Genomic DNA, 24,380 nt, shown 5'->3' on the forward strand with positions numbered 1-24,380 from the left:
AGCCGACGTCCAATAAGTAACGTTGGGTATTCTATGAAATTACTCGACTTTGCGCACAACCGTCATCGCCGAGGCCACAATGCTCGACAGGTCGCCGAAGTTGGCGGGTAAAATGAGGGTGTTGGTGGCCTTGGCCAGGTTACCAAACTGCGCCACCGCCTGCTCGGCCACGCGCAGTTGAACGGCGCTGGCACCGCCTTCCGTCTGAATGGCCAGCGCGATTTTCTGGATACTTTCGGCCGTAGCGTCGGCAACCGATTTGATGGCCTCAGCCTGCCCGGCGGCTTCGTTGATCTGCCGCAACCGCACACCTTCCGACTCCAGCACCACTTTCTGCTTCTGGCCCTCGGCCACGTTGATCGCCGATTGCTTTTGCCCTTCCGATTCCAGAATGACGGCCCGCTTTTCGCGTTCGGCCTGCATCTGTTTCTCCATCGCATTGAGCACCGTCTGGGGCGGGGTGATGTTCTTGATCTCGTAGCGCAGCACCTTTACGCCCCAGCCAATGGCGGCTTCATCGATGGAGGCCACCACGGCCTGATTGATGGTCGTGCGTTCCTCAAACGTCTTATCGAGTTCAATTTTGCCCATCTCGCTCCGCATGGTTGTCTGCGACAGCTGGCTCACGGCAAACCGGTAATCGCTGATGCCATACGAGGCTTTCTGCGGGTCGATGATCTGGATAAAAATGACGCCATCGACACGTACCTGCACGTTGTCGCGGGTGATACAAATCTGCTCAGGAATGTCGAGGGCGGTCTCTTTCAGGCTGTGCTTGTAGGCTACCCGATCCACGAACGGAATGATAAAATTGACGCCCGGCTGCAAAACGGCAAAGAATTTACCGAGCCGTTCGACCACGTAGGCATTTTGCTGCGGTACTACTTTAACCGTCGAAAACACAACGACAAGCGCCAGTACGACGAGGGTAACAAAAAAGTAGCTCATAGAAAGTTGTTTGTTTAGGTTGACACCACAAACATCAGTCGGCTAGCCTGCCCGCCCAAGATAAACCGGATAAGATGCCGCCCGGATTAACTAACGGTTGGCGGGGCGGAAGAATGGGGTAACGTACCTGAGCTTGGGTACGTTGCCCGACTAGTCGGCGCGACAAACGCCGTCAACTAAACACCGTCTTCAGCTTCTTTTCCAGATCGGTTTCCAGCTTGAGCAACCCTTCCTGATTGGGCAGGTACGTCAACGCGCGGTGGTGGCGCAGATCGAACGGAATATCAGACACCGACTGCGTAATCGGAATCACGATTTTACCCAGCGTGTGGGCCACGCCGGTTTCATAGAATACGTTGGGGTTCCGGTCGGTAAAGTCGGTAATGACGGCGTGCGAGGTGAAAATCAGGTCAAATACGTCCTGAATCAGAATGCTGTTCTCCCAGATATCGTCGGCGCGTTTGCACACGATTCGGAGCCGGTCGCACACGTTACGAATGGCCTGATACGTACCCGAGAAGCGCCCCTCAAACGGCATCATCACCGACAACACGTTGGCCTCGACGGGTTTGTCGGGGATCTGAAACACGTCGGGCACAAACCGGATGACCCGCTCGGGTATAGAGCGGCGGTGCGTGGAAACAAAATCCGTGACAACCTCGCGGGCTACCAGTTCGGCTTGCCGGATCGTGGGATGGACGGCCCGGGCTTTGCGGTCGGCCACGTATTCGTCGAGGGTGTCGAGGTGCTGCGGGTTCAGACTGATGAGTTTGAGCAGTACCTGTAGGCTGTTGCCGTCGTAGTCGTCATCGTCGAAATCGAGGCTACGCAGTAAACGCGGGTGATCTTCGATCAGATCAAGGGTGTCGGTGAGGTAGGCCAGTCTATACCAATCCATTTTGGTAAACTGCTCACGGACGAAATCGTGCAGGGCAAACAGGCGCTGCGTTTGTAGTTTCGTAGGTACAAACATACTGGGCTGGGTAAAGCTTTATATTTTACGTTTGATATATTTTGCAATTATATAATATAGTTGTGATATAATTAAAAAAGGTGTTTAAAGTTTAAGAGCCTACGACCAACGTTAATTGGCGCCTGGATAAGACGCATCAGTCAACGTTGGTCGTAGGCCCTTAAACTTTAAACACCTTGTGTTCTACAACTGCCTTGAAATCACAAGTTTCTGGATCTCGCTGGTGCCCTCACCGATGGTGCAGAGTTTGGCATCACGGTAGAATTTCTCGACGGGAAAATCTTTGATATACCCGTAACCGCCTAAAATCTGGACGGCTTCGTTGGCCACGCGTACGGCGGCTTCTGAGGCAAACAATTTGGCCATTGCCGACACTTTCGTGACCGACTGATGGTTGTTTTTCAACTCAGATGCCTGCTCGATTAAGAGGCGGCTTGCCTCAATATCGGTGGCCATATCGGCCAGTTTAAATGAGATCGCCTGATAATTGAAAATAGGCTGGCCAAACTGCTGCCGTTCGCGGGCATAGGCCAACGCCGCTTCGTAGGCGCCCTGCGCAATACCGAGGCTCAGCGCAGCAATGGAAATACGGCCACCATCCAGAATTTTCAGCGACTGCACAAACCCTTCGCCCACTTCGCCCAACCGTTGGCTGTCGGAAATCCGGCAGTCTTCGAAGATCATCTCGGCGGTTTCAGAAGCGCGCATGCCCAGCTTGTTTTCTTTTTTGCCGCCTCGGAAACCTGGCGTGCCGCGTTCAACCACGAAGGCCGTGGCATTGCGGGGCGTGTTGGGCTCACCGGTGCGGGCAATCACAACGGCTACGTCGCCCGACCGGCCGTGTGTAATGAAGTTTTTGGCCCCGTTGAGCAGCCAATCGCCATTATCGAGCCGGACGGCGCGGGTGCGCATGTTGCCAGCGTCGGAGCCGGTATTTGGCTCCGTCAGGCCCCAGGCGCCCAGGTGTTGGCCGGTGGCCAACTGAGGTAGGTACGTTGCCTTTTGCGCTTCGTTACCAAACATCAGAATGTGGTTGGTACAGAGCGAATTGTGAGCCGCCATTGAGAGCCCAACGGCGCCGTCGACTTTCGAGAGCTCGACAATGGCCGCCACATATTCGTGGTAACCGAGCCCCGCCCCGCCGTATTGCTCCGGCACGAGCATGCCCATCAGGCCCAGTTCGCCCAATTGATGGAACACATCAATGGGAAAATGCTGGCTTTCGTCCCATTCGCTCACGTGCGGGGCAATAGCGCGCTGGGCAAAATCACGGACCGATTCACGAATCAACTGAACAGTGTCGGATGAATCGGTGGCCAATTGGTTTTGATCAATTTCAGTGGTCATAGGGCTGGTTTCAAAAACCTAGTTATTGATGAAGAATCGGATAAGGTATATAGTATTAACGGAAATCAAAAGCCGTTGTTTTTGAGGGTCGTGCGGGAAAAAACAAGCCAGTCGGTCAAAAATCTATTGTTCAGAATTATATAGTTTATTCCTAGAAAAATTCCATATTTAGTATGCCTTAACGGATTTAAACCGATTGCAATCGGTTTCGTAAAAAAATGCTATAGGCCATTAAATCAGTGGCTTTTCTAGCCTAATAGGGCGATTCCGAAAAACGTCTATTTTTGCGACTGCTAAGTGGCCATAGCGAAAAAGTACAAAATCAGGTGTGGCCCCGACAGACATTGCAAGTCAATACGATATAATTCGTCTATATGAAAATAGCTGTAGTAGGTACGGGGTATGTGGGGCTGGTTACAGGCACCTGCTTCGCCGAAACCGGTAACCAGGTAACCTGCGTCGACATCGACGAACGTAAGGTTGAAAAACTCAACAATCGCATTATTCCCATTTATGAACCGGGTCTTGATGTGCTCTTCTACCGCAATGTGGAAGAAGGTCGTCTCAAGTTCACTACGAATCTGGCGGAGGGCATCAAGGGAGCCGAAGTGATTTTCCTGGCCCTGCCGACGCCTCCGGGTGAAGACGGCTCGGCCGACCTAAAATACATCCTGGGGGTTGCCAACGACCTTGGCCCTATCCTGGAGCAATACGCCGTTATCGTTGACAAGAGTACGGTGCCCGTTGGGACGGCCGAGAAAGTACATGCCGGGATTGCCAAGAATGCGAAGGTTGATTTCGACGTGGTGTCGAACCCCGAATTCCTGCGGGAAGGGGTAGCCGTGGAAGATTTCATGAAGCCCGACCGCGTGGTGATCGGTACGAAGTCAGACAAGGCAAAGGCGGTGATGAACCGGCTTTATGCGCCGCTGGTGCGGCAGGGTAACCCCGTGATTTTCATGGATGAGCGCTCGGCCGAGATGACCAAATACGCCGCCAACGCGTTTCTGGCCACCAAGATTACGTTCATGAACGAGATCGCCAACCTCTGCGAGAAAGTAGGGGCCAACGTCGACGATATCCGTAAAGGTATCGGTACCGACAGCCGCATCGGCAAACGTTTCCTGTTTGCCGGCATCGGGTATGGTGGTAGCTGCTTCCCCAAAGACGTGCAGGCGCTGGCCAAAACGGCGCAGGAGTACGACTATGATTTCCGCGTGTTGAAATCAGTAATGGACGTGAATGCCGGTCAGAAGAAACGGCTGTTGCCCGTGATCAAGCAGCATTTTGGGGGCGATCTGAAAGGCAAAACCATCGCGATCTGGGGGCTGGCCTTCAAACCCTACACCGATGATATTCGGGAGGCGCCCGCCCTCGATAACATTCGCGATCTCCTGGCCGAAGGCGCCAAAATCACGGCTTATGACCCCGAGGCGATGGAAAATGTGCGTAATATCCTGGGTAATCAGGTGACGTTCGCGCACACGTCGTACGCCGCCCTCGACGATGCCGACGCGCTGGTGATCATGACCGAATGGCCGATGTTCCGCACGCCGGAGTTCGAAAAAATGAATCTGTTGCTCAAAAACAAAGTCATCTTCGACGGGCGTAACGTCTACGAACTCGATCAGATGCGCGAACTGGGCTACACCTACTATTCGATTGGCCGCGAAGCGGTAACGCATTAATTGACAACGCAAAAGCGCGAAGGTTTCGCAACGATCGCGAGGTAAGATTAACGACTTATCTTAGCGACCTTTGCGCCATCCTTTGCGCTTTTGCGTTCAAAAAACAGAACCATGAAACGAGTTTTAATTACTGGCGGGGCGGGGTTCCTGGGGTCGCACCTGTGTGATCGCTTCATCAAAGAGGGGTACCACGTGATCGCGATGGACAACCTCATCACGGGCGACATGCGGAACATTGAACACCTGTTCAAGCTGCCCAACTTCGAGTTTTACCACCACGACGTATCGAAGTTCATTCACGTACCTGGCGAGCTCGACTACATCCTGCACTTTGCCTCACCTGCCAGCCCGATCGACTACCTGAAAATCCCGATTCAGACGCTGAAAGTGGGGTCATTGGGTATTCATAACTGCCTGGGTCTGGCGCGGGTAAAGAAAGCCCGTGTGCTGATCGCCTCCACCTCGGAAGTCTACGGTGATCCGAACGTGCACCCCCAAAACGAAGATTATTGGGGTAATGTAAACCCGGTTGGTCCGCGGGGCGTATACGACGAAGCCAAACGCTTTCAGGAAGCCATGACGATGGCCTACCATACGTACCACGGCCTGGAAACCCGTATCGTGCGGATCTTCAATACCTACGGCCCCCGGATGCGCCTCAACGACGGTCGGGTGTTGCCTGCCTTCATCGGACAGGCGTTGCGCGGCGAAGATCTGACAGTATTCGGTGATGGCTCACAGACGCGCTCGTTCTGCTACGTGGATGACCTCGTCGAGGGTATTTATCGGCTACTCCTGAGCGACTACGCCTACCCGGTCAACGTGGGGAACCCGGCCGAAATCACGATCAAAGAATTCGGCGAAGAGATTATCAAGCTCACTGGTACGTCGCAGAAGCTGGTGTTCAAACCCCTGCCGACCGACGATCCCAAACAACGCCGCCCCGACATCACGCGGGCGCAGGAGTTGTTGGGCTGGGAGCCTAAGGTATCGCGGGAAGAAGGGCTGAAGATCACGTATGACTTCTTCAAGAGCCTGCCCGAAGAAGAGTTGTACGCGGCAGCTTACAACCGGGAATTTGTAAAAAAATAAGTAGCTATTGCGCCGGTCTCTATCTTTACGGCCGGTAAGGTCTACACGGACGATCATCCGGTGAGCCTACCCTTTAGCTGTCTTTAAAAACCTGCAAGCCTCTCGTTTGCAGGTTTTTTGTTTGGTACAAAAAAGCATGGGGCTCGAAGCAGGGGTAGTTTAATTAGCTACCCCCGCTTTGAGCCCCACGTACTTTGCGTTATCACTACACCGCCAGGATGTCTTTTTCTTTGGCCACGAAGGTTTCGTCAACGCGGGCGATGAAGGCATCGGTGAGTTTCTGCACGCGCTCCTCACCCTGCTTCACGGCGTCTTCCGATACGCCTTCCTTTGTCAGCTTCCGAATGGCATCGTTGGTGTCTTTGCGGATGTTACGCACGTTGACCTTCGCCACTTCGATTTCCTGCTTTACACGCTTCACCAGATCCCGGCGGCGCTCTTCTGTCAGCGGCGGTACGCTCAACCGGATCAGTTCGCCGTCGTTCATGGGCGATAGGCCGATGCTGCTGTTGCGGATGGCTTTCTCGATTTCGCCGATCAGCTTTTTCTCGAACGGCTTGATGGCGATGGTGCGGGCGTCGGGTGTGGTAACCGAGGCCACGTTACCGATGGGCGACAGCACCCCGTAATATTCAACCTGAATGCCGCCAAGCATATCGGGCGACGCTTTCCCCGCCCGGATTTTGTTCAGTTCGATAGACAAATGCTTGAGCGCCTTTTCCATCGTCTCCTTCGCATCGTCAAGATATAACTCAATCTCTTCCATTTTTCTTTAAGTCTGGAACGTCTTCTTTAAGTCTGGAAAGTCGGTTTGAAATGAAGTCCATCGTCTGGAAAGTCCCATCAGTTATGAAACGACTTTCCAGACTACGGACTGCGCACTCAGGACGCCTGCTCGGGTAAATCGACGGTGATCAACGTACCTACGTCTTCGCCCTGCGCGAGCCGGAGCAGGCTGCCGGTTTCGTTCATGTTGAAGACAATGATGGGCAGGTTGTTTTCCTGGCAGAGCGTAAAGGCGGTGAGGTCCATCACGCTCAGTTTCTTTTCGTAAACATCCTGGAACGTGATGTGCGTGTAGCGGGTGGCCGTTTTATCTTTCACCGGGTCGGCGGTGTAAACACCATCGACTTTCGTCCCTTTCAGCACCACGTCGGCTTCAATCTCGTTGGCGCGCAGGGCGGCGGTGCTGTCGGTGGTGAAGTAGGGGTTACCCGTACCCGCCCCGAAAATGACGATACGCCCTTTCTCAAGGTGCCGGATGGCGCGCCGCCGCACGTAGGGTTCGCAGATTTGCTCCATTTTGATGGCCGACATCACGCGGGTGTACATGCCCTGCTTCTCGAAGGCACTTTGCAGCGCCATGGCGTTGATGACCGTCGCGAGCATACCCATATAGTCGCCTTGCACGCGGTCGATGCCTGAGCGCTCGCCCGATACGCCCCGGAAGATGTTACCACCCCCGATGACCACGGCGACCTGTACGCCCATATCAACAACCTGCTTGATTTCTTTGGCATACTGCTCCAGAATGAGGGGGTCGATGTTGTAGCCATTAGGGCCAGCGAGAGCCTCGCCACTCAGCTTGAGCAGAATGCGTTTATATTTTAGTGGATCAGCCATACGACGGGGTTATCCGTGAGGGAATTTTTTGCGGGGGCAAAGATAGAAGAAAGGCTTGAAAGCTGAGAGGCGGTTGGGCGCGGTCAGTAACAACCTGCGTAACCCTAAACAGCAAATGCCTGACAAAAGCAGCGGCTGAATGGCGCTACTCTCATCAGGCATTTGTCGAGACAGGTTGCTGTCCTATCAATCCGCCACCACCACGTCGGCCTCCAGCCGGACACCGTTTTGCTGATGCTGAGCAATGTATTGACGGGCCTCCTGCAGATCGCGCTGTAGATCTTTGATGCGCTTCTCCCGCCATTTTATGTCTTCTTCGTTATCCGAAGCACTGATCTGGCGTTCGTGGTACCCCACTTTGATCTGTGTCATTTTCGTGAGCATATCCAGCGCATCCTGCGCGGTGAAGTGCCCATTGAATAGTTGAAGCTTCATAGCTGGCTTTTGGTTAACTTACTTACTGGCCCTGACCCATCGAGAAGGCAGGCTTGCCATCGAAGGCGTACAGATTCTCGGTTTTGATGGTATCGACCCCGGAAGCCATCGCGTTGGTCAGCACGCTGATGATCTGTTGCTTGGCGATCGGCTGGCCGCCCGTCGGTAGAAACCGGCACCGCCAATGATCGGTGCAGAACGTTTCCTTGAAGCCATTGGGCCAAACTTTGATGCCCCGGTTGGTGATCATGCTCAGGGGCAGGTCTGGCGTAGCTAGCTGGCCAACGAGGGTCGCCAGTTCGTTGGGGTCATGGCCGGGCCACTGCACAAACACATCCACACCGAGCAGGTCCTTTTTCGCGGCGGGCTTGCGGCGATATGTGGGGAGTTGAAGGGCCGTCGTATTGGCGTAGGTAACTGGCTTGAGGGTCTCGGGCTGCTGGCCCAGCCGGGCAATAACGGCCTCGGCAAACTCGCGGGTGCCTACTTTCTGCTGGCTTACGCCCTCTTTGTAAATGTCGTAGGTGTGTATGCCGTCTTCAATGGTTTTGAGCCAGGCGTTCTGGATACGTTCGGCCACGTCTGACTGACCGATGTGGTTAAGCAACATGATGGCTCCCTGCAACAACCCCGACGGGTTGGCCAGGTTTTGCCCCGCCCGGCGTGGTGCCGACCCGTGGATGGCTTCGAACATAGCGCACTCCTCGCCAATATTAGCCGACCCCGCCAGCCCTACCGACCCCGCAATCTGCGCGGCGACGTCGGAGAGCACGTCACCGTAGAGGTTGGGCATCACAATGACGTCGAACGCTTCGGGCGTATCGGCGAGTTTGGCCGCGCCGATATCAACAATCCAATGTTCATGTTGCAGTTCTGGGTACGTTGGCGCGATCTCGTCGAACACCCGGTGAAACAGCCCGTCGGTCTGCTTCATGATGTTGTCCTTGGTGAAGCAGGTGATTTTTTGGCGCCCATACTGCCGGGCATACGTGAAGGCGTAGTGAACAATCTTTTCGCAGCCGGGGCGGCTGATCAGCTTCAGACACTGCACCACTTCGTCGGACTGTTGATGTTCGATGCCGGCGTAGAGATCTTCCTCATTCTCGCGGACGATAACCACGTCCATGCCGGGGTGTTTGGTATCGACAAACGGGTGCAGGCTCATGCAGGGACGCACGTTGGCGTAGAGCCCGAGCATCTTCCGGATGGTAACGTTGAGGCTCTTGTAACCGCCGCCCTGCGGGGTGGTGATGGGCGCTTTAAGAAACACCTTGTTCCGCCGGATTACCTCCCACGACTCGCTGGAGATGCCCGACATATTCCCGGCCAGATACACCTGTTCGCCTACGTCGATTTCGTCGATCTCGATGGCGGCTCCCGCTGCCCGCATAATGCTGAGTGTGGCGTCCATGATCTCCGGGCCAATTCCGTCTCCCTTTGCTACCGTAATTCGTGTCATTTGCTGTAGTAAGTGTGTAAATGCGCAGCAAAGGTCAGGTACGTATTGTATAAGTGAAAATTTATATATTTGATAGAAATCATAAATAGATTTTATGAACTATACCCTGCATCAGCTTCAGGTCTTTCTCAAGATATCGCAGACGCTGAGCATTACCCGAGCCGCCGAGGAACTCAACCTGACGCAGCCTGCCGTATCGATTCAGTTGAGAAACCTGCAGGATCAGTTCGATATTCCGCTGACCGAGGTAATTGGCCGTCGACTTTACCTGACGGATTTTGGGCGGGAGATTGCCCTCGCTGCCGAAAAAGTGCTCAATGAAGCCTATGCCATCAACCACCGGACACTCGCCCATAAAGGCCTGCTGTATGGTAAGTTGAAAGTCTCGGTCGTGTCGACGGGCAAGTACGTGATGCCTTACTTTCTCACGGAGTTCATGCGACAGCACGAGGGCATTGAACTGGTAATGGACGTGACCAACCGGCAAAAGGTAGTGGACAGTGTCGCCAACAACGAAGTTGATTTTGCGCTGGTGTCTATTTTGCCGCCTCACCTCAACGTAGCGCGCCTCGATTTGATGCCCAACAAACTCTACCTGGTGGGGGCAGGTCCGACTGGGCAACTACGCGAGGAGGCCGAGCCCGAACTGCTGAAAAAGCTGCCTCTGATTTATCGGGAAGCGGGCTCGGGGACGCGGCAGATGATGGAAAGTTTTCTGGCGGCGCATCAGATCGTGGTAAAAAAGCGGCTTGAGCTGACCTCCAACGAAGCTGTAAAGCAGGCTTTGCTGGCTGGGTTGGGCTACTCGGTCATGCCGCTGATTGGTTTGAAGAGTGAACTGCTCAACAACGACCTGCAAATTCTGCCCATGGCTGGCTTACCGCTCCAAACGGTCTGGATGCTGATCTGGCCCAAAGACAAACAGTTTTCGCCGGTAGCGCAGGCCTACCTAGCCTATATCCGGGATCATAAAGACGCGATTGTGCAGCAGCACTTCGGCTGGTATGAACGATTTCTGTGATTCAGGCTGGTCTAAAACAGCACCAGCACCTGGCCTTTCTCGACGCGGGCTCCTTTTTCGACCTTGATGGCCTGCACAGTGCCATCGCCGGGGGCTTTGATCACGTTTTCCATTTTCATCGCCTCCAGAATCAACACGGTGTCGCCTTTGCTGACGGTGTCGCCGGGTTGCACCGAGATACCCACGATAAGGCCGGGCATCGGGGCTTTGATGTCGTTGACCTTGCTGGCTGCGGCGTTGCTCATGCCCATTTTTTCGAGCAGCAGATCGAAGCGATCTTTCACCTGTACCTCATGCACGTTGCCGTTGATCTTGAGCCGAACGGTTTTCGTGGTGGCATCAATCGCCAGGACCTCGACCGAATACGACTGATGGTCGCGGATGATGTGGTAGGTACGTTCGCCCAGCTTCGACAAATCCCAGTTGACGGGTTCATCGTTAAGTGTGATACCCGCCGGGCTGAGGTTGATCCGAACCGGGTCGGCATTGTTGACGGAAGCAGTATACATGCGTTAGGGCGAGGTTCAGGGGCAAAGTTCAGGATTAAGGTTGCTAAGTAACGACGCGATTGGCAATGCAGCGCAACAGGGAACCGCGGTCGCTGTCTCTTTACTCGGTCTTTTTCTCGGTTAAGAACGTCCGCCACGGCTTGATAAAGACACCCGAGAGCGTCGATACATAGACGGTGTTGCGGAATTTCATGACCGAGGTGATCCGGTTGCCATACAAGCCTGCATCGTCCAACTCCTTGGTCGTCAAGGCGGTTGGGCCAATCGTTACTTGAAAAAGCTGGTTGTTATACATCGCAATGAGCTGATCGCCAACCTGTTTGTACTTCAGGAAACCGTACGAACTGCTAAGCTTTGAGGCAAGCGTGGTCCAGGTTATACCTGCATCTGTTGAAGTAACAAGCTTATAATCAGTACTACCGTCGCTGTATTCCTGCGTAATGCCATAAAGGACATTGTTGTAGGTAAACACGCGAAGCATGGGCCATGAATACGTCTTTTGGGAGGTGCCGTCGGGCGAAATCCGGTACACGCCATTGGTCGCTGACACGATGAAATAATCGCCAACGCTACCCAGGTTGAGCAAGAAGGAGCTGTTGATAGCGGGTAATGTTTGTATCTGTTTGGTTGACAGCACCGAGGGGGCAGCTGGTGACGTTTGCTCGACGGCCAACGAGACAAGGGCAAATTTCAGCTCTCCGCTCAAAACCGGCGTGTTGTACGAACGGTCGTAGGTGCGGTAGGGAATCAGCAACTGGTTGCGCTGGTTACTGACAAAAGACTCGCCAACAGCGTAGTTGATTAGCTCAAAGCTGGCAAAATCCTTATCCGCAGCGGCTAGGTAGACGTTCGTGCCGGTATATCCGTTGATGGGGTTGGCGGTAGCAATGAGTTTGATGAAATTGCTGTAGACAAAACCGATGTATCGGGGGTGTACCAGGGGTTGATACGTCGTGCTGCCATCTGGAGTGGCCTGCCCACCATAGTGCACGAATGTCGAGTCTGTGGCCGACTGCGCGTCGGAATCGGGGGCAACAGACGTGGTCAGGCTGCCCACCAGTATGCCCACTTTGTCATCGCCATAGCTGTTGAGCTGCACTTTCCGGTCAAACAGGAAGTCTGGATGGACTTGCCAGCTCTGGGCGGGATCGGGCTTGGGTTCGGGAACTTCGATCAGGCGCTCTTTGCAGGCCGTGACGAGCAGAGAAAGCAGAAGGAGGCAATAAAAACGGGGCATAAAGAGCAGTTGCGTTGAGCGATTACCCAAACTAACAACCCCTTGCTGGTAAAGTCAATCGCCAAGCGAACAGGTAGACAAAATAGATACGCTCTGCGGTTAAGACCGCTTGTTCACCAGGTAAATGCCCAGGAGGCTGATGGTGAGCCCCACGTATTGTTGCAGGGAAACCGCTTCGCCGTCGAAGAGGCCCCAGACAATCGCCACCACGGGGATCAGGTACGTTACCGAGGCGGCGAAGACGCCTGACGCCAATTGAATGACCCGGTTGAACAGGACCGACGACACACCCGACGCCATGCCACCCAGAAACAGGATAGCCCCCAGCGGGATGAACGTATTGGCCTGCTGAGCACGGCTCAGAAAATCGGTCGAGAATAGGCTGATTCCCGCCACCGGACCAATGAAGGCAAAGGTCCACGGGATGGCGACCAGTGCAGGCAAGTGAGCCAGGTACTTGGCAATGAGGTTGGTGTTGACGCCGTACATAACCGTAGCTAACATCACCAGCAGCGCGTAGCCGTTGATCGAAAAGGAGCCGCTTTCACCAAAAAACACCAGGATCATCGACCCGGTAAAGCCCAGCATGATTCCCCAAACCTGGTTGGCCCGAAACGTTTGCCCAAACACCAACGTACCCAGCAACAGCACAAACAACGGGCTAAGCGAATTGAGCGTACCCGACAGGGCACTCGGGATATGCGCGCCCGCTTCGGCAAACAGAAAGGCGGGCAGCAGATACCCCACCACGCCCGACACCAGCAGAGCTACCCATCGCTGGCGCAAGGCCTCGCGGACGTCGGGGCGCCGACTCTGATTCAGGATCAACGGCAGGAAAAACAGGAAGGCAAAGAAAATACGCCCCGAGGCGATCTGCTGTGCGCTAAACACCGCGAGCGCCTTCTTCATCAGGATAAACGAACTTCCCCAGATCAGCGCAATGGCCGTCAGTAACACCCACGCCAGCAACGGGCGCTTCTCGGTATTGATGACAGGCTCGTGAGTAGTGGTAGTAGCGGACATGGTTAGTAGCGGAATGATGTACAATGAATAATGGGCCTACGTCGCTCTATTGATGTGTAAACCCATTATTCATTGTACATCATACATTGTACATTTCTTCATAGGCCTCGCTTACTTCATGCAAAATGCTGAGTACTTCGTCGTGCGTGTCGACCAGCACCAGGCGGGTGCGGAAGGGTTTGAAATCGAGTAACCCTTTGAAATAATTGGCGTAGTGACGACGCATCTCCACGATCCCCACGCGCGGGCCTTTCCAGCGAACCGAGAAATCGAGGTGTTTGCGGCAGGCCTCGATCCGGTCTTGTACCGTTGGCGCGGGGCGATGCTCGCCGGTGGCGATGTAGTGTTTGATCTCGTTGAAAATCCAGGGGTAGCCGATGCTCGCCCGGCCGATCATGACGCCATCAACGCCGTAGCGGTTTTTGTACTCCACCGCTTTTTCGGGTGAATCGATATCGCCATTGCCGAAGATCGGGATGGTAATGCGCGGGTTCTCTTTCACCCGGCCGATCAGCGTCCAGTCGGCGTCGCCTTTGTAAAGCTGGGCGCGGGTACGTCCGTGGATGGTCAGGGCCTGAATGCCGATGTCCTGCAACCGCTCGGCGACCTCCAGAATATTCTTGGTGTTATCGTCCCAGCCAAGGCGGGTTTTTACCGTTACGGGCAGGTGCGTGGCATCAACGACGGCTTTCGTCATCTGCACCATTTTCGGAATATCCTGCAACAGCGCGGCCCCGGCACCCCGGCAGGCGACCTGCTTCACAGGACAGCCGTAGTTGATATCAATCAGGTCGGGGTTGGCACGCGTGGCAATCTTGGCGCATTCGCCCATCGTCTGCACGTCGGAGCCAAAGAGCTGAATGCCGATAGGCCGCTCATACTCGAAGATATCGAGTTTCTGCACGCTCTTTGCCGCATCCCGGATCAGTCCCTCCGACGAGATGAACTCGGTATACATCAAATCGGCGCCGTTTTCTTTACAAACCGCGCGGAAAGGTGGGTCGCTGACATCCTCCATGGGTGCCAGCAACAACGGAAAATCGCTTAGTTCAATTGGGCCAATCTTTACCATAAACGCTGAATGAACGATGAACAATGCACGATGTACAATGGCGTAACGCGAGATAGTTTCGTTGTGGCTAACTGGTCATTGTGCGTTGTACATCGTTCATTGTACATTAATTCCACGAAATTAGTTTTTGGACGATTCGTAGATCGAACGCCCTGTTTGGTTCGCCGTGTCGGAAACAGACTGTAAATTTACCGGATATTATGACTGACCTGAACGCTTCGTATCGACTAACTCCCGAGCCGCAACCCCTGCGGTCGTTGCTCTTACTCATTGGTTTTATCCTGTTGGGTGGCGCTGTTGGTGGCGTTTTGGCGGTGGCCATCCTAGGTATTGCCTCAGTTACGAGCGGCGGTGAGGTCACCATGATGGACGTTCTGCAGGCGCCTAATACCGTGCCCAACGGCTGGTGGTGGCTGATGGCTGTGCAGTCGGTAAGCCACGTTTGCACGTTTTTGCTGCCCGCGCTGCTTTACTGGAAAGTAATCGACCGGCGCACGTTGGGCGAATTAAGCTTTCGGCCGGCCGATCAGATCAGTTCGCTAAGCTGGCTGCTGGTAGTGCTGCTGGTGATCGCGTTTATGCCTTTCAACGGCCTGCTCATCGAATGGAATCAGCACATTAGCCTGCCCGACGCGCTGAAACCCCTGGAGCAGTGGATGCGCGAAAAAGAAGATCAGGCCGCCGAGCTGACCAAGTTCCTGACCGATTTCCGCACCGTACCCCAGCTTCTGCTGGCCGTGGTAGTAATTGGGCTGCTCCCGGCCATTGGCGAAGAAGTGCTGTTTCGGGGCTTGCTTCAACGCAAATTCATCGTCTGGACGGGCAACATTCACGTAGGCGTCTGGCTGGCGGCAGCGGTGTTCAGTGCCATTCACGTGCAGTTCTACGGCTTTGTGCCCCGCATGTTGCTGGGGGCTCTGTTTGGCTATCTGTTTGTGTGGTCGGGCAATTTGTGGGTGCCCATTCTGGCTCACTTCGTCAATAACGGCTTCACCGTGATCATGTACTTTCTGTACCAGAACAAATACACAAACCTCAACGTAGACGATACCGAGTCGGTACCGGCTGCAGCGGCGGTTGCCTCACTGTTGGTAACCGTAGTTTTGCTGGTGCTATTTCGAAAACAAAACGGCAGTCGGCAGCCAATTGAGTTATAGTCAGTAGGGAATCGGCAACGGGGCGCTTCCCCATACAATTGATCAGGACGCCAAGGCCAACTGACTCACACAAACCGTACGTATGAACAAAGACTGGGAAAAGGTACTAACGACCAAACTGCCACACCAGGCGGCGTTAGCCAAGGCGAAGCTGGCCGAGCAGGACATCGACGCGGTGATTATCAATAAGCAGAGTAGTGCGTACCCGATGTTCGGGATGCACGAAGTATACGTACCTGTAAAAAACGCCATCATCGCCCGCCTGATTATCGAGCATGAGACAACAAATAGCTAGCATGTCCAACCTTCAGCAGCGCGTCATTGCCGCGATTGTTGGAGTGGCCACCATCTTGTTTTGCCTGTATTACAGCGTCTACACGTTTGCGCTGCTTTTTCTGGTCATCAGCGCCCTGACGCAGATTGAATTCTACAAACTGCTTGGCCTCGACGGCAACCAACCGCTGACGTATTACGGCACGGTGGTGGGCTGCCTCATCAGCGTCCTGACGTTTCTGGTCGAAACGGGGATCGTGCAGGAGTCGGCTTATTACCTGATCAGCCCGGCCTCGTCGATGATCTTTCTGATCAAGCTGTACAAAAAGAAAGACATGAAGCCCTTCACCAACATCGGCTTTACTTTCCTGGGCATCATCTACGTGGGCGTGCCCTTCGCCCTGCTGAATGTCTTGGCGCTGCGTACAGGTACGTATCAGCCCAATGTGGTGCTGGGTTGTCTGCTGCTGCTGTGGGCGTCGGATATCGGGGCCTATTTCGCTGGTACCAAATTTGGCCGCCGCAAACTGTTCGAGCGGGTTTCACCCAAAAAATCGTGGGAGGGTAGCATCGGTGGAGCCGTTGCGGCGGGCATCGTCGCCCTCGGCCTGACGGTCTACGCCAATGACCTGCCCGCCTGGCAGTGGTATTGCATCGGCGCCATTATTGTCGTGACTGGTACGTACGGTGATCTGGTCGAATCGCTGTTTAAGCGCAGCATTGCCATCAAAGATTCGGGCACGAGCATCCCCGGCCATGGTGGTTTTCTCGACCGCTTCGACGGGCTTTTGCTGGCCGCTCCGTTTATCCTAACATTCCTTAAATTGTTCGCTTGATTTCAGCGCGTTTGAGGCCTGTTTTGGCTATTGGGGTCACGAGTGGGGTCATGACTGGCCCTGCGCCATGCTTCGGCTACCTGATGCACCATCATCGGCGCGTCGACCTTCGCGTACTTTTCAGTGGATGAAATCGAGGCGTGACCCATCAAGACCTGAAGCGTTCGGGTCGGCATACCGCCCGCCGTCATTAGCGTCGCAAACGTGCGCCGGGCCATGTGGGAGCGGACGGTTTCGTGAAGGGGCAAATCTTCCGACACGAGCTGACCTTTGTAATAGGAGCCCACCATCACCGAGCGCGTAAGTTCGGCCTGCTGGGCAATGGGCTTGAGTAGCTGATTATAATACAACACGCCCAGCGGCGCGGTTGTGGGCACCGGATTCTTTAATAAGTAGTAGGTGTCATCGTTCAGCGGTATAGCCGTGCGCTGCTTGGTTTTCTGCTGGGTGACTTCCACGCACGGCACACCCTCGATCGTGGTCAGGCGCGGCCGGATCAGTTGGTGCAGATCAGAGTGACGCAGCCCCGTACCCGCCGCAGCCAGAAAAAACCAGCGCGTTGTTTCCAGTGCGTCAAGGTATTTGACCGGAAAGCCGCCGGGCGGGATAGCTGGGCGTACCAATGTGGCATTGCGGAGCTGGCCTAATTCGCCTAATGTCAATTCGGGTTGGATCGTATCGCCCACGCGCCGGATCTCCATAAAGGTCCAGTCGGGCGGCAGGTCCATGCCTGAGCGCGTCGCGTGCTTACACAGGCCACGCAGTAGCCCGACGTAGGTTTCAAGCGTCGAATCAGACAGGTCTAACTCTTCCTGCATGTAGGTCATGAAGCCACCTAAGACCGTCAGCGTCAGGTCCGACAGCTTCACGCCTGGCCGGTAAGCGTTCAAATGCCCGCCGACTACGGCCACCGATTCACGCCACGACTCCGAGCGGCTGGCCTGCAATTCCCGGATGTAGCGGGCCGAAAATACCTCGATCGTGTTGGCATCGGTCAGGATCGGCGCGGGGGCGGGCTTTGGCTTGGCGATGACCTGGCCCAACTGCTCGGAGCGGATGCGCTCGATTTCGGCTCGTACGTCGGCTTCCGTGACCACCACGCCGTTATTCTCCCGCTCATAGAAATAGCTGTGCAACCCCGTATCGTAGGCCCGTAGCCGGGCGTTGATGTGGGAAGCAAACTGAGCGCGGGAGCGGACCTGCTGGGTTTTCGGGTTCCAGTCGTCGGGCTTTACTTTTTCGCTGCTGCTGAGCCGGACCTTATTGCCCTGCCAACATACCCGTAGGTGAATAGGCGCCCGGCCATCTTTGTCCAGCCGGTCGAGGCGCAACAGTATAGCCAGTTCCATAGCTGGCCTACTTGATCTTACCGCCTACGATTTCATCGACGCGGAAAATAGCGCGTATCTCCGAGCGGGGCACCGAGTTGGAGCCGCCCTTTGGGTTGTCAGAATGCAGGGTAACCGAGCCGGTTTCCGGTAATCGATTTTCAATAATACGTTTGATGACGAAGCGATCGCGGTACAACACGGCCACCACGCCGGTGGCGTAGTCCCAATCACCCGGATCGATCAAATACACTGTCACCCAATACCCTGGGTGCAGTAGTGGCTCCATGCTGTCGCCGTCTACTTCGGCCACATACATTTTATTTTTACGTGCCTTCTCGGTTTCAAAGCCAACCCGGATGGCATCGCGACGGATTGTTACCATATCATACTGCACAGATTCGTGTTCATCAGATAAAAAGGTTTCGGCAAAACCAGCCCGCGCACGGACTGGCAAAAACGGAACACTGACCAATTCGTCATCCTCGACGGGCGTCACAACGTGCGAAAACCCGCCTAAAATAGCCTGTAGCTCGGCTTCGCTCATCTGAAGCGCCGACGCCAGTTTGATCTTTGTTTTCCGCTCCAACTGCGCCGACTCTTCATACTGCGCAACCGATATACTTGCCGAACCGGCAGCCAATCCCAGTAATCTACCTAAAGCCGCTTTCGATAAACCCCTACTTTCCCGATATTTTTTTAAGGAACTTCCCTCGTGGTTGGTATTGGGTTTGATCGGCGCGGGTACGTCGTCAATCGCTCCTTCGCCGCGCAGCATCCAAGCGGCCGAAATGTTCAGCATTTTGGCGACCGTAAGGCAGAATTCGTCGGTAATCGTGCGCTTATTGAGATAATGCGAAACGGCGGTGGGATTGATACCAACTGCTTCGGCAAAGGCCGACTTTTTCTTATCGAACCGGGTATCAATCAGGCGTTGCAGACGGGTACGGCGGGCGGCTTGAATGTGTTGAGCCTCTGGCGTTTGACCACGGCCAGCGGGGCGTCCAACGGGATTAGGCGACATGGAAAAGTACGTTGAGGGGGATACTTGGTTCATGTTTTGATCGTCACTCATTTGATTTTACTTGACAAGTATTTATATTAGCACCGAATTATTGTCAAATGGGTTATCCAACGGTTGGAATCCTATCTAAATAACCGTCAAGTAAAATCGCACGAAAATGGCAAGACACAAAGGAAGCGGCCCCGCAGTAGACCTCACTGAGGCCCAATTCACGGCCCTGGTGGTCGACATCAAGCGGTTCGGCAACAACGTGGTAGCCCGAAAGGCGGGGCTCTCAAAGAACTATATTTCCATGATTATCAAGCGCAGATCGGGTATTTCGATCAATACGTTAGGGTTACTGCGCGACGCAATCAAGGATTTAAAAAAAATTAACAGCGGATCAGGCAATAGTGAGTCAACGGTCATTGACAAAGTGGCCTCGGTTACGTATGAAGCCTGATTATATGTCACGCTTTGGGCACCGTCCCGATTAATTGTCAATATTTTTTTGTCATTGTACTTGACAGATATTTATATTGATATTAATATTGTGCCAGTCAAACGCACAACGACCTATGGCAACGCTTCCAACTCCCGCCCTACAGATTGACCCCGCTACCCGCTGGGCTTTAGCCGTTCAGTACAGCGACGAAAACAACGTCACTTTCTGCGATGCCCTGCGCATCGTGGCCGCTGGCTCTGATCGGGCGTTGGTGGTCGCTAACATCGGGGATACCTACTCAGAACTAGCCAAAAACGGGGCTGGTGAGTGGGTTTGGGTTGAGCGTGTCGAGGCGGCTGACGACGAGGCCGACGACGATGGCTACTACGAGACAAAACGCTTTTTAGCTACCTGCGCCCTATGAATACCCAGATGGTTATCACGGTATCGCCTGACGAGCTACAGGCGATGCTCGACAAGTCCGTAGCACCGCTCAAAGCGGAAATCGCTACGCTTCGCACCCAGATTTCCACTAGTAAATATGCTTACACGCCCGATGAGGTTGGCGAAATGATCGGCTACAGCGCCGATTCGATCCGGCAATTCATTCGGGAAGGGCGAAAGGCCCGCGGTGGCAAGCTGGTCACGCTTAAAGCAACGGAAATCATACCGGGCTACTTCCGGGTACGTCCCGCCGATCTCAACCAGTTCCTAAACCAATTCTAACACGATGGTACGTCTCGCTCTCATTGCTGGATTTTTCCTCATGGTTCTGATTCTGCTCAGCCTGTCGGCTGGCCCTGGCTTTCTGATCCTGGCCCTGTCGTTTCCTGGCTCCATCGCTCTGTTGGTGGCCATTCCGGTTGGCCTTGCTTCGCTCTATTCACTTTGCAGCCGCCCTAAGCTATGAAGAACCAGTTTCGCGCCCGTCAAATCGGCCCGCTGTCCCCCGAAGAACCGGGCGACTACTACTTCAACGACGCGCTGAAGTTGCTGGCGAATCGTCAGCCCGAAATGGTGAAGGGCGTACCTGACACCGTTTGGCCGTTGGTCGGTTTTTGGATCGGCCTTGTCTTCGCCCTGCTTTCGGGCATTTACCTAATCGAGCTATTTCTATGAGCCGCCTACCCAACGACAACTTACACGTACTGGCCACCCAAACGGCCTTGTACGTCGGTCCGACACTACTTGGCCCACAGGGCGGCACCGATCGGGCGCTGCTGGCTGGCCTGACTGAAGCCTGCTTTGAACTGCTCGGTCAGATTGGCCGGAAGTTATGCCGATTAGATCGGGTACGTTTCATTGACATTCAGCGGGAAGGGCTTTGGCTGGCTGAGCAACTGACCAGCGGCTACATGCGCCCCGTTGCCGACCTGCTCGAAGTCGAAACCCAACACTACCTACGGGCCATGATCCTGCGCTCACTGCGCTGCATGCTGGTTGTGTCCGACGAACAGTTCGTCGTACTGAAAAGCATGATTCAGGATTGGGCGGGCATGCTGCATAACATGGTGAGTTTCACCGCCGCCTACGGTGGGCGTAAAGCACTGGTCGCATGAAGTACCTCATTCCAATCGACCAACGCGCAATCGTTGAAGGCGGCTTTGATCTTGATCTGGCCGAAGCGGCCATAATCGAGGCTTGCCGTTCATTCGCGGATTCGGCGTCCTGTTTGTCGAAAACGGATGAGGGTAAGGTATGGTACTGGCTTAGCCATAAGCATATCTGCCAGCAACTGCCTATTCTGGGACTTAAGCCCGATACGATGTACCGGCGCATGAAGGCGCTTTGCGACAAAGGGTTCTTCGTTGCTCACGCGACCAATAAACAGGCTAACGCGAGTTGGTATGCCTTCGGTGAACAGGCCGTCACCCTGGCTCAACGCATCGCAGCCAACAAGGCTGAATCTGCCGATAAGCTACCATCGGAAAATAATCCGATGGGTACGTCGACCACCATCGGAGATTTTTCCGAACCATCGGATAAAAGTCCGATGCCCATCGGATCAAAATCCGAACCATCGGAAAATAATCCGATGGTAGCCCCTCAACCCATCGGAAAACCATCCGAACCATCGGACGAAAATCCGATGCCCATCGGAAAATTATCCGATGGACCATCGGACGAAAATCCGATGTATAAGACTATTAATGATAATAGAATTAATTATAACTCTTATCCTACCTCTTTAACCCCTACCCCTGATTTTGTCGACGCTGACGCGCCGACTGGTCAAAGCGAAGAATCGGACGGGGAAGGGTTTTCTTACCCAGCTAAGAAAACCTCCGACGAGGAACCAACCTCAACGCCTGACCAAAACAACCCAGCACCGGGCGCGGCAACTAAGGCCATAGTTGTCAACAGTGCGCAGCCCGATGGGGATAAGCCAGCCCGAGCCCGCAAGCCCGCCGCCGAACACACGATCGGCCACAAGATTCACCTGATGCTCGAAGAGCGCACGCCCGGCATACCGTGGGGGCCGAAAGAGGGGGCAGCGGCCAAACAGATCGGGGAACGCATTCTCAACACGCTGAAGAAAAACGAGCAGCCCCACGACGACGACGACGTGCTGCAATTCCTGACCACGGTCATTGAGCTAACCTACCAACTGGCTCCCTTCTACCACTTCACCTCGATTACCGCCCTCAACAGCAAGTACAGCGACATCTATCAACAACTCGTAGACCGCAAAAGACGTGGAAACTTCTCTGCAACCACAGCCAACCCAAGCACTCGCCCCGTCCGGCAAACCGACGCCGAGTTTGCAGCAGACATTGATCGATTTGCTGAAATGCGCTACGGTCGGACAAGTGCTTAGCCAGCGCAACGACGAAGCGCGGATGGTGCTGGCCGAACTGCGCCGGGAATCGTCGGTCGAAAAGGCCTTTGAATCCAAGAAGATGTTCGTCGTCAAGCAAACCATCGGGGAAGCGACGCTGCATAAGCTGCTCTGCTTTCTGATCAAGACGTTTCAGGACTCGCTCAAGATTACCAACGTGGCCAACGAAATGTCGGCATCGGAAATCTTCGAAGCTGCCGACATGCTGATGGGCATGGGTAACGGTGAGTACGGCCGGGAATCGGTGTTCGATGTGATCGAGGCGTTTAAACACTTCAAGCTGCACCCCTTCGATCTCTACAACGCCTTCAACGATGCCCGGTTGCGTCAGATCATGACCAACTACCTCGAGCATAAGGCGGACTGGCTCGAACGGCACAACAGCCGCGGTCGGCGCGAAGCCGACCAGAAACCGCCGCTGAGTCTTGAGCAGGTCGTTTCGGATTACCACCTGTCGAACCTGGGCCAGCAAACGTCGGGCGAACGGGCCGCTCAGCAACTCAAAGAGGAATCGACCAAACGTAAGGTCGCTGCCATTCTGGAAAACTCCGAGCGTATCGCCAAAGCCTTTGAGGCTGAAGACGTGGCATCACAACCCATTCCCCAACCCGAAACCCAATCCGAGTAATGGCCTATCAACCTAAGTGCCGCTATGTGGCTGGCATTGATCCCGACATTGATAAATCGGGCCTGGTGATCTACGACCGCGACGAACGCCGCTGGCTGTGCCTGACGATTCCCGTTGCTGAGTTGCGCGAAAAGATCCTGGGCTTTTCGGCCCTCGACATTGAAATCATTGTCGAAGCGGGCTGGCTGGTGGGCGGCTTTCACCACATGGCCGGTATGCCCGCCAACCTGCGTAGCCGGGGCGTCAACGCCCAACTCGCTTACGTGGGCGAAGCCTGCACCCGCGTTGGTCAAAACTTTGGCGTGGGTAAAACGATCGTGGCGCTGCTACAGGCCGAAGGCTACGAGGTAAAGCTGGTCACCCCACCCAAGCCACCCCGGCGCAAACCGGGGGAGCCCAAAGTCAAGATGAAATGGGATGCCGAAAAATTCATGCACCTGACAGGCCTCGACTACGGCCATAACGAAGAAATCCGGGACGCTTGCCGGACCATGTACCCTTTCAAATAATCCGTTCAAACCAGTTAAAACCCCTTACAGTCATGTGGATTCAATCTAAAATCGGTTACGAAATGCTTGTCGACGGTGAGCCTAAACAGGTGACCGAGTCCTATTTACACGACGCGGTGTCATTTGCCGACGCCGAGCAGCAATGCTTTGAACACCTGAAGTCGCGCATTACCGAAATGGAAGTCAATGCGCTGAATAAACTGAAAATTGGTCGCTCGGATGTACTGTTTCACGCCCATCAGGAAGGCGATTCGTTCTGGAAGGTCAAGACCAAGTACCAGACCGAGACATTTACGGGCAAAGCCAAAACCGTGTACGAAACCTTTATCGTGCCCGCGATTGATGACCGCCAAGCCTCTGAGCGCGTTCGTGACAGCTTCCGTGATTCGCTAACGACCCGCGAGATCGTCAACGTCGACGTAACCACGATTCTGGCCGTGTACATGCCACACAGCCAGATTTGGGAGGGCGATTGGGCCAATCGCATGGATGACCTGTTGGCGCAGGGCAAAAAGTCATCGACCAGCAATCAAACGAGCTTGTTTGAAACGCCGCGTGACGAGTCGGTCGGCAATGCTGACGACGTGGTACTGACCTCGAAGAAAAAAGGCAAGCGTACCGCCGATTGGTCAGAGCCCGTCGGAGCCTAATCCATCCCTCACAAGCCCGCTGCTGGCAACGGCAGCGGGCGATTCAAGCAAGATCATTATGGCAAAGCAAATCACGCTCGAACAGGAAATCAAAGAACTGGAACGCGAACTGAGTATGCGTCGGTCGGTCTATCCGGAATGGAGCAAAGGGCCAAAGCCCCGGCTCAAGCCTGACACGGCAGACCACCGGATTGCCTGTCTCGAATCCACGTTGGCGCGGCTGAAGCGAATGGCGCCGGCCAAGCCCGAACAAGCCAGTATTTTCTAGCCCCCTCACCACGGGCT

30 protein-coding genes are annotated in these 24,380 nt (G+C 54.5%); 17 read left to right on the forward strand and 13 right to left on the reverse strand.

The annotated features are described in order from the left end of the window. Window positions 1-39: 39 nt before the first annotated feature. The 3 genes from FAES_RS08970 to FAES_RS08980 all read right to left on the reverse strand — a co-directional run bounded on the left by FAES_RS08970 (window position 40) and on the right by FAES_RS08980 (window position 3,268). Window positions 40-948 (reverse strand): SPFH domain-containing protein, encoded by a 909-nt coding sequence (locus FAES_RS08970; protein WP_015330888.1) that lies wholly within the window; start codon window positions 946-948, stop codon window positions 40-42. Between the two features lie 172 nt (window positions 949-1,120). Next, window positions 1,121-1,921 (reverse strand): hypothetical protein, encoded by an 801-nt coding sequence (locus tag FAES_RS08975; RefSeq protein WP_015330889.1) that lies wholly within the window; start codon window positions 1,919-1,921, stop codon window positions 1,121-1,123. A gap of 183 nt (window positions 1,922-2,104) precedes the next feature. Beyond that, window positions 2,105-3,268 carry an acyl-CoA dehydrogenase family protein gene (locus FAES_RS08980; RefSeq protein WP_015330890.1) on the reverse strand — a complete coding sequence of 388 codons (1,164 nt, stop codon included), beginning with the start codon at window positions 3,266-3,268 and terminating at the stop codon, window positions 2,105-2,107. Between the two features lie 374 nt (window positions 3,269-3,642). Between FAES_RS08980 and FAES_RS08985 the strand changes: the two genes are divergently transcribed. Together FAES_RS08985 and FAES_RS08990 are read left to right on the forward strand one after the other, a co-directional pair. Beyond that, window positions 3,643-4,956: a UDP-glucose dehydrogenase family protein gene (locus FAES_RS08985; RefSeq protein WP_015330891.1), complete on the forward strand. Its 1,314-nt coding sequence runs from the start codon at window positions 3,643-3,645 to the stop codon at window positions 4,954-4,956. A 111-nt stretch (window positions 4,957-5,067) separates the two neighbouring features. After that, window positions 5,068-6,048 (forward strand): UDP-glucuronic acid decarboxylase family protein, encoded by a 981-nt coding sequence (locus FAES_RS08990; RefSeq protein ID WP_015330892.1) that lies wholly within the window; start codon window positions 5,068-5,070, stop codon window positions 6,046-6,048. A 205-nt stretch (window positions 6,049-6,253) separates the two neighbouring features. Here the strand turns inward: FAES_RS08990 and frr are convergent, their stop codons facing one another. The 4 genes from frr to FAES_RS09010 form a co-directional block, all read right to left on the reverse strand. Continuing rightward, complete coding sequence (gene frr / locus FAES_RS08995; RefSeq protein WP_015330893.1) at window positions 6,254-6,814, reverse strand: ribosome recycling factor; 561 nt, start codon at window positions 6,812-6,814, stop codon at window positions 6,254-6,256. A 116-nt stretch (window positions 6,815-6,930) separates the two neighbouring features. Continuing rightward, complete coding sequence (gene pyrH / locus FAES_RS09000) at window positions 6,931-7,671, reverse strand: UMP kinase (protein ID WP_015330894.1); 741 nt, start codon at window positions 7,669-7,671, stop codon at window positions 6,931-6,933. Between the two features lie 186 nt (window positions 7,672-7,857). Further along, the gene (locus FAES_RS09005) at window positions 7,858-8,106 is read right to left on the reverse strand and encodes a hypothetical protein (RefSeq protein ID WP_015330895.1); all 249 of its coding nucleotides are present in this window, start codon (window positions 8,104-8,106) and stop codon (window positions 7,858-7,860) included. A gap of 22 nt (window positions 8,107-8,128) precedes the next feature. Continuing rightward, window positions 8,129-9,565 carry an NADP-dependent isocitrate dehydrogenase gene (locus tag FAES_RS09010; RefSeq protein WP_015330896.1) on the reverse strand — a complete coding sequence of 479 codons (1,437 nt, stop codon included), beginning with the start codon at window positions 9,563-9,565 and terminating at the stop codon, window positions 8,129-8,131. Window positions 9,566-9,659: 94 nt separating this feature from the next. Between FAES_RS09010 and FAES_RS09015 the strand changes: the two genes are divergently transcribed. Continuing rightward, on the forward strand, window positions 9,660-10,586 hold the full coding sequence (locus tag FAES_RS09015; RefSeq protein WP_015330897.1) for a LysR family transcriptional regulator: 927 nt from the start codon (window positions 9,660-9,662) through the stop codon (window positions 10,584-10,586). Window positions 10,587-10,597: 11 nt separating this feature from the next. Here the strand turns inward: FAES_RS09015 and FAES_RS09020 are convergent, their stop codons facing one another. The 4 genes from FAES_RS09020 to dusB form a co-directional block, all read right to left on the reverse strand. Continuing rightward, complete coding sequence (locus FAES_RS09020; RefSeq protein WP_015330898.1) at window positions 10,598-11,095, reverse strand: biotin/lipoyl-containing protein; 498 nt, start codon at window positions 11,093-11,095, stop codon at window positions 10,598-10,600. Between the two features lie 100 nt (window positions 11,096-11,195). Further along, window positions 11,196-12,332, reverse strand: a complete 1,137-nt coding sequence (locus FAES_RS09025; RefSeq protein WP_015330899.1) for a hypothetical protein — start codon at window positions 12,330-12,332, stop codon at window positions 11,196-11,198. A 99-nt stretch (window positions 12,333-12,431) separates the two neighbouring features. Beyond that, window positions 12,432-13,355 carry a DMT family transporter gene (locus FAES_RS09030; RefSeq protein ID WP_015330900.1) on the reverse strand — a complete coding sequence of 308 codons (924 nt, stop codon included), beginning with the start codon at window positions 13,353-13,355 and terminating at the stop codon, window positions 12,432-12,434. A gap of 79 nt (window positions 13,356-13,434) precedes the next feature. Further along, window positions 13,435-14,427, reverse strand: coding sequence for a tRNA dihydrouridine synthase DusB (dusB, locus tag FAES_RS09035; protein ID WP_015330901.1), 993 nt, complete (start codon window positions 14,425-14,427; stop codon window positions 13,435-13,437). Window positions 14,428-14,627: 200 nt separating this feature from the next. Here dusB and FAES_RS09040 point away from each other — a divergent pair, with 200 nt between their 5' ends. The 3 genes from FAES_RS09040 (at window position 14,628) to FAES_RS09050 (ending at window position 16,693) form a co-directional block, all read left to right on the forward strand. Continuing rightward, entirely contained in the window at window positions 14,628-15,584 is a 957-nt protein-coding gene (locus FAES_RS09040; RefSeq protein WP_015330902.1) for a CPBP family intramembrane glutamic endopeptidase, read from the forward strand. An 82-nt stretch (window positions 15,585-15,666) separates the two neighbouring features. After that, window positions 15,667-15,879, forward strand: coding sequence for a hypothetical protein (locus tag FAES_RS09045; RefSeq protein WP_015330903.1), 213 nt, complete (start codon window positions 15,667-15,669; stop codon window positions 15,877-15,879). Beyond that, on the forward strand, window positions 15,860-16,693 hold the full coding sequence (locus FAES_RS09050) for a phosphatidate cytidylyltransferase (RefSeq protein ID WP_015330904.1): 834 nt from the start codon (window positions 15,860-15,862) through the stop codon (window positions 16,691-16,693). Before FAES_RS09045 ends, FAES_RS09050 begins: the two co-directional genes overlap by 20 nt. Before the next feature lie 2 nt (window positions 16,694-16,695). Here FAES_RS09050 and FAES_RS09055 read toward each other — a convergent pair whose 3' ends face one another. Beyond that, window positions 16,696-18,042, reverse strand: a complete 1,347-nt coding sequence (locus FAES_RS09055) for a tyrosine-type recombinase/integrase (RefSeq protein ID WP_015330905.1) — start codon at window positions 18,040-18,042, stop codon at window positions 16,696-16,698. 7 nt (window positions 18,043-18,049) lie between these two features. After that, the gene (locus tag FAES_RS28905; protein ID WP_051054051.1) at window positions 18,050-19,045 is read right to left on the reverse strand and encodes a LexA family transcriptional regulator; all 996 of its coding nucleotides are present in this window, start codon (window positions 19,043-19,045) and stop codon (window positions 18,050-18,052) included. A gap of 157 nt (window positions 19,046-19,202) precedes the next feature. On the opposite strand from FAES_RS28905, the gene FAES_RS09065 reads away from it, so the two are divergent. The 11 genes from FAES_RS09065 to FAES_RS09115 all read left to right on the forward strand — a co-directional run bounded on the left by FAES_RS09065 (window position 19,203) and on the right by FAES_RS09115 (window position 24,363). Then, on the forward strand, window positions 19,203-19,487 hold the full coding sequence (locus FAES_RS09065) for a transcriptional regulator (protein WP_015330907.1): 285 nt from the start codon (window positions 19,203-19,205) through the stop codon (window positions 19,485-19,487). 115 nt (window positions 19,488-19,602) lie between these two features. Next, entirely contained in the window at window positions 19,603-19,893 is a 291-nt protein-coding gene (locus FAES_RS09070; RefSeq protein ID WP_015330908.1) for a hypothetical protein, read from the forward strand. Beyond that, window positions 19,890-20,195 carry a hypothetical protein gene (locus tag FAES_RS09075; RefSeq protein WP_015330909.1) on the forward strand — a complete coding sequence of 102 codons (306 nt, stop codon included), beginning with the start codon at window positions 19,890-19,892 and terminating at the stop codon, window positions 20,193-20,195. Before FAES_RS09070 ends, FAES_RS09075 begins: the two co-directional genes overlap by 4 nt. A 4-nt stretch (window positions 20,196-20,199) precedes the next feature. Further along, window positions 20,200-20,379, forward strand: a complete 180-nt coding sequence (locus FAES_RS09080; protein ID WP_015330910.1) for a hypothetical protein — start codon at window positions 20,200-20,202, stop codon at window positions 20,377-20,379. After that, window positions 20,376-20,588 carry a hypothetical protein gene (locus FAES_RS09085; RefSeq protein ID WP_015330911.1) on the forward strand — a complete coding sequence of 71 codons (213 nt, stop codon included), beginning with the start codon at window positions 20,376-20,378 and terminating at the stop codon, window positions 20,586-20,588. The genes FAES_RS09080 and FAES_RS09085 overlap by 4 nt, the downstream gene beginning before the upstream one ends. Beyond that, entirely contained in the window at window positions 20,585-21,028 is a 444-nt protein-coding gene (locus FAES_RS09090) for a hypothetical protein (protein ID WP_015330912.1), read from the forward strand. Before FAES_RS09085 ends, FAES_RS09090 begins: the two co-directional genes overlap by 4 nt. Continuing rightward, a complete protein-coding gene (locus tag FAES_RS09095; RefSeq protein WP_015330913.1) occupies window positions 21,025-22,287 on the forward strand; it encodes a hypothetical protein in 1,263 nt (420 codons plus the stop codon). Before FAES_RS09090 ends, FAES_RS09095 begins: the two co-directional genes overlap by 4 nt. Next, window positions 22,232-22,936, forward strand: coding sequence for a hypothetical protein (locus tag FAES_RS09100; RefSeq protein ID WP_148289329.1), 705 nt, complete (start codon window positions 22,232-22,234; stop codon window positions 22,934-22,936). The genes FAES_RS09095 and FAES_RS09100 overlap by 56 nt, the downstream gene beginning before the upstream one ends. Next, window positions 22,936-23,445 carry a hypothetical protein gene (locus tag FAES_RS09105; protein WP_015330914.1) on the forward strand — a complete coding sequence of 170 codons (510 nt, stop codon included), beginning with the start codon at window positions 22,936-22,938 and terminating at the stop codon, window positions 23,443-23,445. Before FAES_RS09100 ends, FAES_RS09105 begins: the two co-directional genes overlap by 1 nt. Window positions 23,446-23,477: 32 nt before the next feature. Further along, window positions 23,478-24,095, forward strand: a complete 618-nt coding sequence (locus FAES_RS09110; protein ID WP_015330915.1) for a DUF4494 domain-containing protein — start codon at window positions 23,478-23,480, stop codon at window positions 24,093-24,095. 58 nt (window positions 24,096-24,153) lie between these two features. Beyond that, a complete protein-coding gene (locus FAES_RS09115; RefSeq protein WP_015330916.1) occupies window positions 24,154-24,363 on the forward strand; it encodes a hypothetical protein in 210 nt (69 codons plus the stop codon). Window positions 24,364-24,380: the final 17 nt, after the last annotated feature.

The organism is Fibrella aestuarina BUZ 2, assembly GCF_000331105.1.
Classification (GTDB): Bacteria; Bacteroidota; Bacteroidia; order Cytophagales; family Spirosomataceae; genus Fibrella; species Fibrella aestuarina.

What these genes read in the sequence shown, in the direction of transcription:
- FAES_RS08970 (WP_015330888.1), bottom strand. Translation starts at nt 948, where the DNA reads ATGAGCTACTTTTTTGTTACCCTCGTCGTACTGGCGCTTGTCGTTGTG.
- FAES_RS08975 (WP_015330889.1), bottom strand. Translation starts at nt 1,921, where the DNA reads ATGTTTGTACCTACGAAACTACAAACGCAGCGCCTGTTTGCCCTGCAC.
- FAES_RS08980 (WP_015330890.1), bottom strand. Translation starts at nt 3,268, where the DNA reads ATGACCACTGAAATTGATCAAAACCAATTGGCCACCGATTCATCCGAC.
- FAES_RS08985 (WP_015330891.1), top strand. Translation starts at nt 3,643, where the DNA reads ATGAAAATAGCTGTAGTAGGTACGGGGTATGTGGGGCTGGTTACAGGC.
- FAES_RS08990 (WP_015330892.1), top strand. Translation starts at nt 5,068, where the DNA reads ATGAAACGAGTTTTAATTACTGGCGGGGCGGGGTTCCTGGGGTCGCAC.
- frr (WP_015330893.1), bottom strand. Translation starts at nt 6,814, where the DNA reads ATGGAAGAGATTGAGTTATATCTTGACGATGCGAAGGAGACGATGGAA.
- pyrH (WP_015330894.1), bottom strand. Translation starts at nt 7,671, where the DNA reads ATGGCTGATCCACTAAAATATAAACGCATTCTGCTCAAGCTGAGTGGC.
- FAES_RS09005 (WP_015330895.1), bottom strand. Translation starts at nt 8,106, where the DNA reads ATGAAGCTTCAACTATTCAATGGGCACTTCACCGCGCAGGATGCGCTG.
- FAES_RS09010 (WP_015330896.1), bottom strand. Translation starts at nt 9,565, where the DNA reads ATGACACGAATTACGGTAGCAAAGGGAGACGGAATTGGCCCGGAGATC.
- FAES_RS09015 (WP_015330897.1), top strand. Translation starts at nt 9,660, where the DNA reads ATGAACTATACCCTGCATCAGCTTCAGGTCTTTCTCAAGATATCGCAG.
- FAES_RS09020 (WP_015330898.1), bottom strand. Translation starts at nt 11,095, where the DNA reads ATGTATACTGCTTCCGTCAACAATGCCGACCCGGTTCGGATCAACCTC.
- FAES_RS09025 (WP_015330899.1), bottom strand. Translation starts at nt 12,332, where the DNA reads ATGCCCCGTTTTTATTGCCTCCTTCTGCTTTCTCTGCTCGTCACGGCC.
- FAES_RS09030 (WP_015330900.1), bottom strand. Translation starts at nt 13,355, where the DNA reads ATGTCCGCTACTACCACTACTCACGAGCCTGTCATCAATACCGAGAAG.
- dusB (WP_015330901.1), bottom strand. Translation starts at nt 14,427, where the DNA reads ATGGTAAAGATTGGCCCAATTGAACTAAGCGATTTTCCGTTGTTGCTG.
- FAES_RS09040 (WP_015330902.1), top strand. Translation starts at nt 14,628, where the DNA reads ATGACTGACCTGAACGCTTCGTATCGACTAACTCCCGAGCCGCAACCC.
- FAES_RS09045 (WP_015330903.1), top strand. Translation starts at nt 15,667, where the DNA reads ATGAACAAAGACTGGGAAAAGGTACTAACGACCAAACTGCCACACCAG.
- FAES_RS09050 (WP_015330904.1), top strand. Translation starts at nt 15,860, where the DNA reads ATGAGACAACAAATAGCTAGCATGTCCAACCTTCAGCAGCGCGTCATT.
- FAES_RS09055 (WP_015330905.1), bottom strand. Translation starts at nt 18,042, where the DNA reads ATGGAACTGGCTATACTGTTGCGCCTCGACCGGCTGGACAAAGATGGC.
- FAES_RS28905 (WP_051054051.1), bottom strand. Translation starts at nt 19,045, where the DNA reads ATGTCGCCTAATCCCGTTGGACGCCCCGCTGGCCGTGGTCAAACGCCA.
- FAES_RS09065 (WP_015330907.1), top strand. Translation starts at nt 19,203, where the DNA reads ATGGCAAGACACAAAGGAAGCGGCCCCGCAGTAGACCTCACTGAGGCC.
- FAES_RS09070 (WP_015330908.1), top strand. Translation starts at nt 19,603, where the DNA reads ATGGCAACGCTTCCAACTCCCGCCCTACAGATTGACCCCGCTACCCGC.
- FAES_RS09075 (WP_015330909.1), top strand. Translation starts at nt 19,890, where the DNA reads ATGAATACCCAGATGGTTATCACGGTATCGCCTGACGAGCTACAGGCG.
- FAES_RS09080 (WP_015330910.1), top strand. Translation starts at nt 20,200, where the DNA reads ATGGTACGTCTCGCTCTCATTGCTGGATTTTTCCTCATGGTTCTGATT.
- FAES_RS09085 (WP_015330911.1), top strand. Translation starts at nt 20,376, where the DNA reads ATGAAGAACCAGTTTCGCGCCCGTCAAATCGGCCCGCTGTCCCCCGAA.
- FAES_RS09090 (WP_015330912.1), top strand. Translation starts at nt 20,585, where the DNA reads ATGAGCCGCCTACCCAACGACAACTTACACGTACTGGCCACCCAAACG.
- FAES_RS09095 (WP_015330913.1), top strand. Translation starts at nt 21,025, where the DNA reads ATGAAGTACCTCATTCCAATCGACCAACGCGCAATCGTTGAAGGCGGC.
- FAES_RS09105 (WP_015330914.1), top strand. Translation starts at nt 22,936, where the DNA reads ATGGCCTATCAACCTAAGTGCCGCTATGTGGCTGGCATTGATCCCGAC.
- FAES_RS09110 (WP_015330915.1), top strand. Translation starts at nt 23,478, where the DNA reads ATGTGGATTCAATCTAAAATCGGTTACGAAATGCTTGTCGACGGTGAG.
- FAES_RS09115 (WP_015330916.1), top strand. Translation starts at nt 24,154, where the DNA reads ATGGCAAAGCAAATCACGCTCGAACAGGAAATCAAAGAACTGGAACGC.